Origin of the sequence: Gillisella vitis (genome assembly GCF_021559775.1) — a bacterium.
In the GTDB taxonomy this organism is placed as follows: domain Bacteria; phylum Pseudomonadota; class Alphaproteobacteria; order Rhizobiales; family Rhizobiaceae; genus Allorhizobium; species Allorhizobium ampelinum.
Genome location: NZ_CP056047.1, coordinates 3,013,146 through 3,026,951, shown reverse-complemented (window position 1 = coordinate 3,026,951; position 13,806 = coordinate 3,013,146). Strand labels below are relative to the sequence as shown.

The 13,806-nt window shown below is 59.3% G+C and carries 15 protein-coding genes; 12 read left to right on the top strand and 3 right to left on the bottom strand.

Going from position 1 to position 13,806, the window contains the following annotated elements; translation table 11 throughout:
* Window positions 1–32: 32 nt before the first annotated feature.
* Complete coding sequence (secA, locus tag AVCG78_RS14020) at window positions 33–2,732, bottom strand: preprotein translocase subunit SecA (protein WP_071203256.1); 2,700 nt, start codon at window positions 2,730–2,732, stop codon at window positions 33–35.
* A gap of 262 nt (window positions 2,733–2,994) precedes the next feature.
* Between secA and AVCG78_RS14015 the strand changes: the two genes are divergently transcribed.
* The 6 genes from AVCG78_RS14015 (at window position 2,995) to AVCG78_RS13990 (ending at window position 7,553) form a co-directional block, all read left to right on the top strand.
* The gene (locus AVCG78_RS14015) at window positions 2,995–3,870 is read left to right on the top strand and encodes a peptidylprolyl isomerase (RefSeq protein ID WP_071203205.1); all 876 of its coding nucleotides are present in this window, start codon (window positions 2,995–2,997) and stop codon (window positions 3,868–3,870) included.
* 88 nt (window positions 3,871–3,958) lie between these two features.
* Complete coding sequence (gene argJ / locus AVCG78_RS14010) at window positions 3,959–5,200, top strand: bifunctional glutamate N-acetyltransferase/amino-acid acetyltransferase ArgJ (RefSeq protein ID WP_071203254.1); 1,242 nt, start codon at window positions 3,959–3,961, stop codon at window positions 5,198–5,200.
* Window positions 5,200–6,003 (top strand): GNAT family N-acetyltransferase, encoded by an 804-nt coding sequence (locus AVCG78_RS14005; RefSeq protein ID WP_015917284.1) that lies wholly within the window; start codon window positions 5,200–5,202, stop codon window positions 6,001–6,003. The genes argJ and AVCG78_RS14005 overlap by 1 nt, the downstream gene beginning before the upstream one ends.
* Window positions 6,000–6,407, top strand: a complete 408-nt coding sequence (gene mutT, locus AVCG78_RS14000; RefSeq protein ID WP_071203203.1) for an 8-oxo-dGTP diphosphatase MutT — start codon at window positions 6,000–6,002, stop codon at window positions 6,405–6,407. Before AVCG78_RS14005 ends, mutT begins: the two co-directional genes overlap by 4 nt.
* A 508-nt stretch (window positions 6,408–6,915) precedes the next feature.
* On the top strand, window positions 6,916–7,236 hold the full coding sequence (locus AVCG78_RS13995; RefSeq protein ID WP_071203201.1) for a hypothetical protein: 321 nt from the start codon (window positions 6,916–6,918) through the stop codon (window positions 7,234–7,236).
* Window positions 7,237–7,364: 128 nt separating this feature from the next.
* Window positions 7,365–7,553, top strand: a complete 189-nt coding sequence (locus tag AVCG78_RS13990; protein ID WP_071203199.1) for a Flp family type IVb pilin — start codon at window positions 7,365–7,367, stop codon at window positions 7,551–7,553.
* Window positions 7,554–7,596: 43 nt separating this feature from the next.
* On the opposite strand, the gene AVCG78_RS13985 is transcribed toward AVCG78_RS13990, so the two are convergent.
* Window positions 7,597–8,466 (bottom strand): methyltransferase domain-containing protein, encoded by an 870-nt coding sequence (locus AVCG78_RS13985; protein ID WP_071203198.1) that lies wholly within the window; start codon window positions 8,464–8,466, stop codon window positions 7,597–7,599.
* Between the two features lie 311 nt (window positions 8,467–8,777).
* On the opposite strand from AVCG78_RS13985, the gene AVCG78_RS13980 reads away from it, so the two are divergent.
* From AVCG78_RS13980 to AVCG78_RS13960, 5 genes are read left to right on the top strand one after another with little or no spacing between them, the layout of a single operon-like run.
* Window positions 8,778–9,539, top strand: a complete 762-nt coding sequence (locus AVCG78_RS13980; protein ID WP_071203251.1) for a ComF family protein — start codon at window positions 8,778–8,780, stop codon at window positions 9,537–9,539.
* A gap of 47 nt (window positions 9,540–9,586) precedes the next feature.
* Window positions 9,587–9,841 (top strand): glutaredoxin 3, encoded by a 255-nt coding sequence (gene grxC, locus AVCG78_RS13975; RefSeq protein WP_071203196.1) that lies wholly within the window; start codon window positions 9,587–9,589, stop codon window positions 9,839–9,841.
* 9 nt (window positions 9,842–9,850) lie between these two features.
* The gene (locus AVCG78_RS13970) at window positions 9,851–10,708 is read left to right on the top strand and encodes a carbon-nitrogen hydrolase family protein (RefSeq protein ID WP_071203194.1); all 858 of its coding nucleotides are present in this window, start codon (window positions 9,851–9,853) and stop codon (window positions 10,706–10,708) included.
* Entirely contained in the window at window positions 10,705–11,133 is a 429-nt protein-coding gene (locus tag AVCG78_RS13965; RefSeq protein WP_015917276.1) for a DUF1178 family protein, read from the top strand. Before AVCG78_RS13970 ends, AVCG78_RS13965 begins: the two co-directional genes overlap by 4 nt.
* Before the next feature lie 2 nt (window positions 11,134–11,135).
* A complete protein-coding gene (locus tag AVCG78_RS13960) occupies window positions 11,136–11,717 on the top strand; it encodes a DUF3291 domain-containing protein (protein ID WP_071203192.1) in 582 nt (193 codons plus the stop codon).
* 6 nt (window positions 11,718–11,723) lie between these two features.
* Here the strand turns inward: AVCG78_RS13960 and ubiG are convergent, their stop codons facing one another.
* Window positions 11,724–12,482 (bottom strand): bifunctional 2-polyprenyl-6-hydroxyphenol methylase/3-demethylubiquinol 3-O-methyltransferase UbiG, encoded by a 759-nt coding sequence (gene ubiG / locus AVCG78_RS13955; protein WP_041697121.1) that lies wholly within the window; start codon window positions 12,480–12,482, stop codon window positions 11,724–11,726.
* Window positions 12,483–12,829: 347 nt separating this feature from the next.
* On the opposite strand from ubiG, the gene AVCG78_RS13950 reads away from it, so the two are divergent.
* Entirely contained in the window at window positions 12,830–13,678 is an 849-nt protein-coding gene (locus AVCG78_RS13950; protein WP_081355468.1) for an SH3 domain-containing protein, read from the top strand.
* Window positions 13,679–13,806: the final 128 nt, after the last annotated feature.

Here is a 13,806-nt window from a genome sequence, read left to right as displayed (position 1 = left end):
GCCGATTTTGATTTTCTTACGTCAGCACTGTCTTACGCCAAGAGGGCGCCGTGGCAGTGCTTGAAGCGCTTGCCGGAGCCGCAAGGACACATTTCATTGCGTCCGACCTTGCCCCATGTCGAGGGATCGGCGGGATTGCGGTTCTCGGGGGCGACCACGCCATCCGCAGCGGCAAATTCATCCTGGCCGGTCTGCGGGTCCTCGTGGTGACCATGCATGATCGGCAGGGTCGGCTCCGGGGGAGCTTCACGGACGATTTCCACCCGCATCATCTGGGCGGTGACGCCTTCACGCATATTGGCCAGCAGCGCCTGGAACAGTTCGAACGCTTCCGCCTTGTATTCCTGCAAGGGATCGCGCTGGGCATAGCCACGGAAACCCACCACCGAACGCAGGTGGTCGAGGTTGACGATATGCTCACGCCACAGATTGTCGATGGTCTGTAACAGCACGGACCGCTCGATATAAGCCATGATCTCCGCGCCGAAGCGCTCGGTCTTCTCAGCCATCACGTCGTCGGCAGCTTTCTTGACCCGTTCAACGATATCATCTTCGGCAATGCCCTCTTCCTGCGCCCAGTCGTCGATGGGAAGGTCGAGGTTGAGAATGGTCGTGGTGGCAGTCTTCAGGCCCGCCACATCCCATTGTTCGGCATAGGCCTTTTCCGGGATATGGGTGCGCACGATCGTGTCGATCAGCTCGTGGCGCATGTCGTCGATGGTTTCGGTCAGGTCTTCGGCATCCATCAACTCGACGCGCTGCTCGAAAATCACCTTGCGCTGGTCATTCAGCACGTCGTCATATTTCAACAGGTTCTTGCGGATGTCGAAATTGCGCGCCTCGACCTTCTTTTGTGCCCGTTCCAGCGCCTTGTTGATCCAGGGATGGACGATGGCCTCGCCATCCTTCAGGCCCAGCTTCTGGAGCATGCTGTCCATGCGGTCGGAGCCGAAGATCCGCATCAGGTCGTCCTGAAGCGACAGGTAGAATTTTGAACGGCCCGGGTCGCCCTGACGACCGGAACGGCCACGCAGCTGATTGTCGATGCGCCGGCTTTCATGACGCTCGGTGGCGATCACATACAGGCCACCAGCGGCCAACGCCTTTTCCTTCAGGGCTTTGACTTCCTCGCGGATCGCCTGTTCCTTGGCGTCGCGTTCGGGGCCGGGCTCCATGCCTTCCAGATCGCGTTCAAGCCGCATGTCGATATTGCCGCCAAGCTGGATGTCGGTACCGCGACCGGCCATGTTGGTGGCGATGGTAACGGCACCCGGCACACCTGCCTGGGAGACGATATAGGCTTCCTGCTCGTGATAGCGGGCATTCAGCACGCTGAAATCAGTATATCCGGTCTGGCGCAGCATGGTCGCCAGCAGTTCGGACTTTTCAATCGAGGTGGTTCCGACCAGAACCGGCTGGTTGCGGGCATGGGCTGCCTTGATTTCCTCGATGATCGCCTTGAACTTCTCCTCGAAGGTCCGGTAGACCTCGTCATCCTCGTCGATACGCTGGATGGGCAGGTTGGTCGGCACCTCGATGACGCTCAGGCCATAAATATCGTTGAATTCCTCGGCTTCCGTCGAGGCCGTGCCGGTCATGCCGGCAAGCTTGGCATACATCCGGAAATAATTCTGGAAGGTGATTGACGCCAGCGTCTGGTTTTCCGGCTGGATCGTTACCTTTTCCTTGGCTTCCAGCGCCTGGTGTTGGCCTTCCGAATAGCGACGGCCCGGCATCATGCGACCGGTGAACTCGTCGATGATGACGATTTCGTCATTGCGGACGATATAATCCTTGTCGCGCTGGAACAGCTTGTGGGCCTTCAGCGCATTGTTGATATGATGGACGATGGCGACGTTTTCGACGTCATACAGCGAAACGCCTTTCAGCAGGCCAGCGTCTTTCAGCAGGTTTTCCAGCTTTTCGGTGCCGACTTCGGAGAAATTGGCCGATTTCTGCTTTTCATCGATCTCGTAATCCTCAGCACCCAGCATCGGAATGAAAGCATCGATGGTGGTGTAGAGGTCGGAGCGGTCGTCAAGCGGACCGGAAATGATCAGCGGCGTGCGCGCTTCATCGACCAGGATCGAATCCACTTCATCGACGATTGCGAAATTATGGCCGCGCTGCACCATCTGGCCGCGCTCATATTTCATATTGTCGCGCAGATAGTCGAAGCCAAGCTCGTTATTGGTGGCATAGGTGATGTCGCAGGCATAGGCCTCGCGGCGCTCGTCATCGTTCATGCCATGCACGATGACACCGGTGGTCAGGCCGAGGAAGCTGTAGAGCTTGGCCATGATGGCGGCGTCGCGGCTGGCGAGATAATCATTGACCGTCACCACATGCACGCCCTTGCCGGACAGTGCGTTGAGATAGACGGCGAGCGTTGCCACCAGCGTCTTGCCTTCGCCGGTTTTCATTTCGGCAATGGCGTTTTCGTGCAGGATCATACCGCCGATCAGCTGCACATCGAAGGGCCGCATGCCGAGCGCCCGGCGCGATGCTTCGCGCGCCACGGCAAAGGCCGGGATCAGGATGTCGTCGAGCGTCTTGCCCTTGGCAAGCTCACCCTTGAATTCCTCGGTCTTTGCGGCCAGCTCGGCATCACTCAATGCCTTTATGCTGTCCTCCAGCGCGTTGATGGCGGCCACGCGAGGCTTATTCCCCCGGATGCGGCGTTCATTCGAGGAGCCGAAAATTTTGCGGGCGATCCCACCAAGACTGACCATGTCCATGGTCCTTTCTGAATTCCGTCACGAGGTTGAAACCGAAGCCCCGGGTCTACTCCCGGTCGCTCACGGCCACATGACAGTGGAGATTGGCGTACCGCCTCCGGAAACTGCTCTGGACGCGGAGTTGCGTGACAGATAAGAGGGGGGTCGAATTATGTCAACGGGACAGCATGCACCACAAGTGCCACAATCGCGTGGTTTAGGGTGTTTTCGACCCGATTGACAGTCGCAATCGGCCTCTTTACCGAAGGGTTATTATATGCTGCGTTCTCACAAACTCGTCCTGGCGGCCTGTGCCGCCCTTGTGGCGCTGTCTTCTTACGCCCATGCCGACGATGCTGTCGTCGCCAAGGTCGGCACTCTGGAAATCCACCAGTCCGAGCTGGATCTGGCGATTGCCAACCTCGATCCTCAGTTTGCCCAGATGCCGGATGACCAGAAAAAGGTTGCGGCTCTGTCCGGCGCCATCGATGTCAAGCTGCTGGCTGGCAGCGCCATCGGCGAAAAAATGCAGGACGATCCGGCCTACAAGCAGCGCATGGCTTTCATTGCCGACCGCGAACTCCACAATGCCTATTTCAAGAAGCATGTCGTGGACGTGACGACCGATGAGGAAGTCAAGGCGCGCTATGAGAAGGAAATTGCTGCTCTGCCGAAGGAGCAGGAAATTCACGCCCGTCACATTCTGGTGAAGACCGAGGATGAAGCCAAGGATGTGATCAAGCAGCTGGATGGCGGCAAGGATTTTGCCGAACTGGCCAAGGAAAAATCGACCGATTCCAGCGGATCTGACGGCGGTGATCTCGGTTTCTTCTCCAAGGGCCGTATGGTGCCTGAATTCGAAGAAGCGGCCTTTGCGCTCAAGCCCGGCACCTATACCAAGACCCCTGTCAAGAGCCAGTTCGGCTTCCACGTCATCAAGGTCGAAGAGATCCGCGACGCGGCTCCGCCGAAATTCGAAGATGTGCAGCAGCAGGTTCGCCAGTTGGTGATGCGTGACAAGTATCTAGCCCTGCTGGAAAAGGCCAAGACCTCTGAAAAGGTTGAGATCGTCGATCCGGCTCTGAAGAAGGGCTATGAGGATATCAGCAAGCAGCAGGCCGATCCGGACGCTGCCGCCGCGCCGAAGCCATAAGCAAGCGCTCATTCCGCCGCATCGCGCATAGGACGCGATGCGGCGGTTTCCTTTTGTCGTTTCGTCTTTTCCGGGGCCGTTTCCAGCTATGTCAGCCAGTGTTTCTCCTCTCGCGCCAAAGAGTTTTGCCGAAATGCCCGCGATCCGGGGCGTCTCCATGGCAACAGCTGCGGCGGGCATCAAATACAAGAACCGTACCGATGTGCTGTTGATGGTGTTCGATCGCCCAGCCAGCGTTGCGGGCGTGTTTACCCGGTCCAAATGCCCATCCGCACCGGTGGATTTCTGCCGGAAAAACCTCGCCCATGGCGTGGCGCGTGGCGTGGTGGTCAATTCCGGCAATGCCAATGCGTTTACCGGCACCAAGGGCCGGGCCGCGACCGAGTTGACGGCCAAATCGGCGGCATCGGCGCTCAACTGCGGTGAAGATGAAATTTATCTGGCCTCGACCGGCGTGATCGGCGAACCACTGGATGCAACGAAATTTGCCGGCGTGCTTGATGACATGGCCCGCGATGCCAAGGGCGATCTCTGGCTGGAAGCCGCCAAGGCGATCATGACCACGGATACCTATCCGAAGGTTGCGACCCGCAGCACTGAGATCGGCGGCGTCACTGTGACCATCAATGGCATTGCCAAGGGTGCGGGCATGATCGCGCCTGATATGGCGACCATGCTGTCCTTCGTCGTCACCGATGCCGATATCGCACCGGCTGCCTTGCAGGCGCTGTTGTCGGCGGGTGTCGGTCCAAGCTTTAATTCCGTCACGGTCGATAGCGACACCTCGACCTCCGATACGTTGATGCTGTTTGCGACCGGTGCCGCCGCTAATGACGGCCAGCAGCGTGTCGAGACTGCCGACGACGCGCGTCTCGACGGGTTCCGGTCAGCGCTCAACGATCTCCTCAAGGATCTGGCCTTGCAGGTGGTGCGTGATGGCGAAGGTGCGCGCAAGATGGTGGAAGTCACCGTCAAGGGCGCTGAAAGCGACGCGGCTGCCAAGGTCATTGCCCTTTCGATTGCCAATTCGCCATTGGTGAAGACGGCAGTTGCTGGCGAAGACGCCAATTGGGGCCGGGTGGTCATGGCTGTCGGCAAGGCTGGCGAGCTGGCTGACCGGGATCGTCTGGCGATCTGGTTCGGTGACGTCCGCGTGGCTGTTAACGGTGAGCGTGATCCGGATTATTCGGAAGCCGCGGCCACAGCCGTGATGCAGGGCCAAGACATTCCGGTCATAGTCGAGCTTGGGCTTGGGACGGGGACAGCCACGGTCTGGACCTGCGATCTCACCAAGGAATATGTGGCCATCAACGGGGATTATCGGAGCTGATGGCGGTGGATCAGTCACCACGCGCGCCAAACCTGCCGCAGGTCCGCAGGCTGGAAGCCGTCAGCTTTCGCGCCTGGCCCGCGGCCTCGGTTCAGTATGACGGCAGCTGGCAGGTCAGGCTGACGGGCGGGCATCCGTCGAAACGGGTCAATTGCGTGGTGGCGCTGGACCGCTCCGATATCCGCGACATTCGTCTGCGGTTGGAAAAGGCAGAGCGCAAATTCGAATCCTACGGTCGGCCCATGGTGTTTCGCGAAACGCCGTTGGCGCCGCCGCAAGTGATCGATGTGCTGCGTGAGGATGGTTGGACCCGCTTCGACGAAAGCCTTGTCATGGCGCTCGATCTGGCGGAGCTTTGCGATCTCGATGTGATGGATCACCTGCCAACTCAGGATATCGGTCGTTTCGTCGATGCCAGTCTGGCGCTGCGCAATGAGGATGCCGCGTCGAAGCCGGCGCTTGCCGAATTGATCAGCAATATCAAACCGCCGCTTGGCCTGTTTCTGATCGAGGTGCCTGACAATGGTCCGGTGGCGGCCGCCATTTGCGTGCAAGACAATGATCTGGCCGGACTGTTGCAGCTTGCCGTGGGGGAAGCTCATCGTGGCAAGGGAACCGGCCTCGAACTGACCTATGCGGCCCTGCGCTGGGCGCGGATACGCGGAGCGAAAAGCGCCTGGCTCCAGGTCCAGGCCGATAACGGTCCGGCTCTCTCGCTTTACGAAAAGCTCGGTTTCAAGGAAGCCTATCGCTATTGCTACTGGCGTCACGAAACCGCTGCCAAGGCAGAGGGCGAAGAATGACGGTGCGGCCTATTCTGCTGGTTGCCGCCTGCGCTCTGCTGGATAGCGATGGACGCATTCTGCTGGCGCAAAGGCCGGAAGGAAAATCGCTGGCCGGGCTCTGGGAATTTCCCGGCGGCAAGGTGGAACCCGACGAAACACCGGAAGAAACCCTGGTTCGCGAGCTGGAGGAAGAGCTTGGCATTGCCACGAAAATCCCCTGTCTCGCGCCGCTGACCTTCGCCAGCCACACCTATGAAACATTCCACCTGCTGATGCCGCTCTATGTCTGCCGTCGCTATGAGGGCATGCCGCAGGGGCGGGAAGGCCAGGCAATCAAATGGGTCAAGCCCCGCGATCTGCGGTCCTATCCGATGCCGCCAGCCGATGAACCTTTGATCCCATTCCTGCTGGATTTGCTCTAGAATTTGCCTTTAGAGCTTGTCAGGATAACTGGAATCCGAGTCCGATTTCAGGAATTATGCAGCAGATTTGTCCTGTGAAGCGGTGTGAAATGCCGGGATAAGCCCACCAGATGGGCCATTGCTCACCGGTTTTTATCGGCGATTAATAGAAAGTTAATCCTCAAACCGGCATTATTCCCTCATCATGCACAGGCGCTTCGTGCATCGTCTTATGTGCGTTGGGCGTCGGATGGCATGATCGCATGGGGCGCGGTATCGTTCGATAAAAAATAACGCAGTGATCTCAGGGCTTTACGGTTCTACCGCGCAGGATGTCGCCTGCTGCGGTGTGTTGATGTCGAGACCCTCTTGGGCGCGATATCAAGAATCGAATCGGGTCTTGGGGGCTGCAGCAGGAGTTTTGCATGTTCATTGATGCAAAACTCCTGATCTATGTGGTCGATTCTGGGGCAATCGTCCGGCGGGCCATGGTCCGGGAAGAAGCCCTTTGGATTTTGTGAGGTTTGCGATGACGCAGAAGGATTTCGGAAAGGGCGGACGGCAGTCGCGACGTGCGACTTCCAGGTCCGGCAGAGTTGGTGTTGTCAATCTTGCCTTGCTGTTTGCTGTCACGGCCGTGGCGGTATCGCTGGTTCTGACGCCGATGCTTGCAGACAAGACCACCTCCGGTCAATTTGCGGCGCGACCGGCCGATGTCGATCGGATGAGCACGGGCTCAATTCCTGGCGAACACGATGCCGGAAAGCGCTATACGATCCGGCGCAGCGTCTTGCAGGAGACGCCCGGTTCCGTCTGTATCGTCAATCCCGGCAATGGGGATGCCTGCTGATAACCCGTGATGGTATGGGCCAGGCGGTATCCTAGAAATATGTGAAAACAAACATACAGAGCGTTTGGGCATCACAAAACGTTCGCTTCGATCACCCATGCGGGGGCGCATGGTTTTAGGCTAGGGGTATGATGGGGCTTTTACGCCGGTTTTCCGGCTTGTCGGCGATTTTTCGCCAAACGTCTGGTGCAACTGCAATCGAGTATAGCCTGATCGCGGGGATAATCGCGGTGACGCTTTATCTGGCGCTTGGCGTTTATTACGAAGCGCTGGACAGGCTATTTGATTCCATCATTGCTGCCATACCGCAAGCCTGACCGGCAGTGCGTTCAGGCTTGCGGCAAAGACTTGAATGATCCCCTACGGCTTTCCGCCCAGTGCGTCGGCGAGGCGGATTTTCGCAGACCCCGGCTTGAGCGGTTTGGGCTGGCTTTCATGCGGGGCCCAGCCTGACATGTAGATGATCGAGAAACTGGCGCGAATGCGGCCATCGGCATCGCTATAGCGTTCGGCATACAGCTCGGCGGCGCGCAGGAAAAACTGCCGTGTCAGCGGTTTGCGGCTGCGGGCCGCCAGCGGATTGGCCATGCCCATGGCTTTGAGATCGCGCATCAGCGCCAGAATCCCATCATATCGCACCGTATAGGTCTCGACATCGACAACCGGAAGGGCAAAGCCCGCCCGCTGCAACAGCCCGCCCATATCGCGCACATCGGCAAAGGGCATGACGCGGGGGCTTGCTCCGCCGCTGATCTCGATCTCGGTCGTCAACAGCACATCGCGCAATTCGCCAAGCGTTCCAGCACCAGGCAGCGCTGCCAGCAACAGACCGTCAGGCCGGAGTGACCGGCGCATCTGGATCAGCAGGCCCGGCATGTCATTGGCAAGATGCAGGGCAAGCGGCGACAGCAGAAGATTGGCGCTTTGCTCGCCAAGTGGCAGATGCTCGATAGGGCCGGGGATCAGCGTTTCCCCCTGTCGGGCAAAGCGGCTGTTGGTTTCCACCCGCTGCAATTGGTCGATCCGTCCTGTTTCCAGACAGGCCCTCCCAACCCTGCCATCCATGCCGTGCAATTCGACTGCGGTTTCAAACCGGCGTTCCACCACAGCCAGACGCTCGGTCAGTTCCTGTGCGACGATATCCAGCAGGAAACCGGCTCCGGCATCATCAGCGCCGAAGGCACGCTCGCGGTTGCGGACGATGAGATCAGGATCGAATAGCGGCTCCATGGAGACCTCCCGGTGTTGTTCTTCGAGACACCAAGTGCCTACTGCATAATTGCGTCAATCGGAATCGATTTGCGCAGGAAATCGCGTAATTGGGCTCGAACATTCCCGTGTTTACCCCAGGCGGATTCTGGACAGCTCTGTCCCCTTAAAGTTTCCAAGCGGCTTGAATCCTCTTGGGTGTTGAGTGCAGTATATCGCAACTTCGCCTTTATGGTGCATTCATGGGCCTTGGACGAGATCGGGTAGGGTATATCGGTATGATGCGGGCGAATGGAGGCAGGGTGGACCATATCCGGCAGGCCATCGACAGCATGGTGGCCCTGGCGCATCGCGGTTTTCGGGGGACGCAAACGCTTGGTCGGTCGCTGCGCGATCTGGTCTATCCCCCCGGCTGCGCCACCTGCGGTCTGCCGGTTGCCAAGGCTGGCAGCCTGTGTTCCGATTGCTGGTGCTCGGTGCGGTTCATCGAGCGGCCTTATTGTGAAATTCTCGGTCTGCCTTTCGGTTTTGATCCAGGCCAGGGCATGGTTTGCGCCGAGGCCATTGCCAATCCTCCGGTTTTCGACCGGCTGCGGGCGGCGGTTGTGCATGATGGTGCGGCGCGTGATCTGGTCCATCGGCTGAAATATGGCGACAGGACCGATCTGGCACCGATGATGGCGCATTGGATGATCCGGGCTGGCGGCCAGGAAGTGCTCCGCGCCGATGCGATCCTGCCGGTGCCGTTGCATCGCTGGCGGTTGTTTTCACGCCAATATAACCAGTCAGCGGAACTAGGTCGGGCGCTGGCCGGGCTGTCAGATAAGCCATTCCTGCCGGGGGTTCTGACGCGGGTGAAGCGGACACAAAAGCAGGTTGGGCTGACGGAGAAGGCCCGAGCGGACAATGTTCGTGGGGCTTTCAAAGTCGCGGAAAACCGCCGCGATCAGGTGTTTGGCCGTCATCTGGTGCTGGTCGATGATGTCTATACGACAGGGGCCACGGTCAGTGCAGCGACCCGCGCGCTGAAGCGGGCGGGGGCCGTGGAAGTCACGGTCTTGACCTTTGCAATGGCACTTGTAACACCTATATGAGCTTGCAACACTGATATGACATTATCATCAATCAACCGGAGACGAGCATGGCGTCGGTGATCATCTACACGCGGCAATATTGTGAATATTGCGCCCGCGCCAAGGCGCTTCTGACCACCAAGGGCGTGGCCTTTACCGAGGTCGACGCGACGGGCAATGCGGAACTGCGCCAGGAAATGGTCGATAAATCCGGTCGCAATACCTTTCCGCAGATTTTCATCGACGGCACCCATGTCGGCGGCTGCGATGATCTGCATGCGCTGGAACGGGCCGGCAAGCTCGATCCGATGCTGGCGGCCTGAGGACATGTCATGACCATTGCGGTTGCAGCCCTGCAAATGTGCTCCGGTACCGATCTTGAAAAGAATGCGGCCACCATGGCGCGTCTGGTGCGCGAGGCAGCAGCAGCAGGGGCGATCTATGTCCAGACACCGGAAATGACCGGGGCCTTGCAGCGCAACCGCGAGGCCTTGCGGGCCATGCTGCGCGATGACGACAATGACTTGATTGCCGTGACGGCGGCCCAACTGGCTGGCGAACTGAAGATCCATGTCCATGTCGGTTCAACAGCGATTGCCCGTGCCGATGGGATGATTGCCAATCGCGGCCTGTTGTTCGGCCCGAATGGTCGGCGGATCTGCACCTATGACAAGATTCATATGTTCGATGTGGATCTGGACAATGGTGAAAGCTGGCGGGAAAGTGCCGCTTATGCGCCCGGCAAGAGCGCTTGCGTTGCTGATTTGCCCTTCGCCAGGCTCGGCTTTGCGATTTGCTATGATGTGCGGTTTCCCTCGCTGTTTCGCACCGAATCCATGGCGGGTGCCGACATTCTGACGGTGCCAGCGGCTTTCACCCGGCAGACCGGCGAGGCGCATTGGCATATCCTGCTCAGAGCGCGGGCCATTGAGAATGGTGCGTTCGTCATTGCCGCCGCCCAGGGCGGTACCCACGAGGATGGACGCGAAACCTATGGGCATTCGCTGATCATCGATCCCTGGGGTAAAATCCTGGCGGAAGGCCCGGCGGCGGGCGAGGCCGTGGTGATGGCCGAGATTGATCTCGATGCCGTCAAGGCGGCGCGCATGAAGATCCCCAACCTCAAAAATGGCCGTGATTTCAATCTCGACATGGTTCCAACGCTGGCCAAGGGAGGGCAGACGGTTTGATCCGCTATTCCCTCATCTGCGATCAGGCCCATGAATTTGAAGGCTGGTTTGCGCAAAGCGACGATTTCGACCGCCAGAAAGCCAGTGGCTTTTTGACCTGCCCGGTCTGTTCCTCCGCCTCCATTTCCAAAAGCCTGATGGCGCCGATGGTCTCGACGGCGCGCGGCAAGGAAGAACGGCAGAAGGTAGCCTATGATGCTGCCCAGCGTGAAGCCTTCCTGAAGTTGAAGGAGGCGGTTGCGACCGTCAGGGCCAATAGCGAAGATGTCGGCGAGCGATTTCCCGAAGAGGCTCGCAAGATCCATTACGGCGAGGCCGATGCCCGTGGGATTATCGGCAATGCCAGCCCCGACGAGGCGCGCGCCCTGATCGAGGAAGGCATCGAAATTGCCCCCCTGCCGGTTCTGCCTGACGATGTGAATTGAGCATGTCGTCCACCCATCATCTCGCTCTCTATAATTTCGGCCTGCATGTCGCGCCATCTGGAGACCCGATCATTCAGGGCTTTGTTGACCGCGAGCCTCTTAATTTTGAGGCCGCTACGCGCTCCACGGGCTTTATCGACCGTTCCGGTTATGAGGGCGAACCGGGGCCGGAAAGCTGGGGCGTGCAGGTGTTTCCGCGTTTTATGGAAGGCAGCGGATTTACCTCCGGTCCATCGTCTCTTTCGCTCTGGCAAGACCCGGAGGCCCTGATGGCCTTCTCCTATAGTGGCGTCCATGCTGACGCCTTGAAACACGCTCGCCACTGGAATGTGAAGCAGACCTGGCCTTCTTTGGTGCTGTGGTGGGTGCCAGTTGGCAGCAGGCCGCAATGGGCGGATGGTGTGGAAAGGCTCGAGCATCTCGCCGATCACGGCACGACGCCCTTCGGCTTCACGTTCAAGCAGGCTTTCGCTGAGGATGGCGCGCCCTATCACCTTGACCGAGCGCGGATAAAGCAGCTTGCCACCGACAATTGCGCCCGCCAGCAGGATTTGCTGGAACGCCTTGCCTCAATGTCGGTATGAGATGGTTCACTCCGGGGTGGACGTCGGCCTGCGGGTCAGCATCATGTAATTGACATCGGTGTCGGTGGACAGGTTCCACTGGTTCTGGAACGGGTTGAAGAAGACACCGACGGTCTCGGACACATTCATGCCTGCGCCGAGGATTGGCTTTTCCAACTCTTCCGGGCGTACCAGTTTCTCATATTGATGGGTGCCACGCGGCAGCCAGCGCAACACATATTCGCAGGCGCCGATGGCCAGCGCCGCAGCCTTCAGGGTACGGTTGATGGTGGAAATCAGCATGATCCCGCCAGGGCGCACCATGGAGGCGCAGGTGGAGATGAAATACTCGACATCGGCGACATGCTCGACGACTTCCATGTTCAGCACGATATCGAAGCTTTCGCCAGCAGCGGCCAGGGCCTCGGCGGTGACGGCGCGGTAATCCACGCTTACGCCGGTCTGGGCTGCATGGGTCTGGGCGATGCCGATATTCTTGGCGGAGGCATCAGCGCCCAGCACGTCGGCGCCCATGCGGGCAATGGGTTCCGACAGCAAGCCGCCGCCACAGCCGATGTCGAGAACCCGCAGGCCCGATAGCGGCTGATTGGAGCGTGGATCGCGCTGATAATTTTCGCAGGCTTTGTCGCGGATATAGGCAAGGCGCACCGGATTGATCTTATGCAGCGGCTTGAATTTGCCGGTGGGGTCCCACCATTCAGCAGCCATGGCGGAAAAGCGGTCGACCTCGGCCTGATCGATGGTGCTCTTGGCGGTCTCGCTCATCGGGTTCTCCTGACTGTGCTGCATTCCATAGCTTTGTTGATCCGGGCGGATATCTCAAGGCTCACTACCGCGTTTTGCGCTGCCGCGCCATCCTTAGGCGCAGTCGCTTCGCCGTCTCTTGCGTGAGGTCGGACGATCCGGGCTTAAAGTCAAGGGTGAGCGACACCTTGTCGCTTCAAAACACGCCGCCTCAAAAAAGCCGGAGGACATTGCTTGACATAAGCGGGTCAAGTGCGGGTGGGGCGCTGGGGGAACAAATTGCTCCTGATGGCGTTACCATGCCGCATGAACCCAATTCCAATTGGCGGGACAAGCCAAGGTCAGGGACGGCCAAGGAGATCAGATCGATGAAACCACTTTACCTGTCGGCCTTTGCAGGGCTGATGGCAGTTGCGTTGCCGGCGGCCGCTGAGGCGGCCCAAGCATTTGCAACGGCGAATGTTAACTTGCGGGCTGGGCCCAGCACACAATATCCCCCTGTTCTGGTCGTGCCAGCCGGTAATTCCGTGCGGATCTTTGGCTGCCTGTCTTCGGCCAATTGGTGCGATGTCGGTTACGCGGGCTATCGCGGCTGGATTTCCGGCAGCTATTTGCAGACCCAATATTCCAACCGTCGGGTCTATGTCGATCCGGATTATTATCAGCCGCTCGGCATTCCGACTGTGACCTTCCAGGTTGATAATTATTGGGATCGCTATTATCGCGGCCGCGATTTTTACCGCGAACGGGATCGCTGGCGCCGTGCGCCGCCACCGCCGCCGGTTTGGCGCCGCGATGGTCCACCGCCCCGCTTCATGGGTGGTGATGGTCCCCCGCCTCCAGGCGCACCGGACATGGATCGCCGTCGTGGACCGGACCCAAGGATGCAAGATCCGCGAATGGACGGCGACCGTGACCGGATGATGCGCGATGACCGGCAGAGGCCTCGCCCGGATGATCGTCGGCCAGACGATAGGCGCCCGGACGACAGGCGTCCCGATAACAGAGGGCCGGATAACATGCGCCCCGGTGATATGCGTCCAGGCGATCAGCGTCGTGACCAGATGCAGCCGCCACAAGGCCAGCGTCCTGATCGGCCAGACCGCAACGCTCCGGATGGAAACCGTCCGCCGCCACCTGTGCCGGGTCAGGCTGCCCCGCCACCACCACCGGGTGCGGCCTGCGCGCCCAACACGCCAAATTGCCCGCCACGGTAATCAGGCAGGGAACCGAGCTACAGATATTGGAAAGGGCCGCTTTAAGCGGCCCTTTTTTCATGCGGTTAATTTAAAATCTTGTTGCGTACCCTATCCCGCGCAAAGGTCGAGCAGGGCGTGAGCAACGC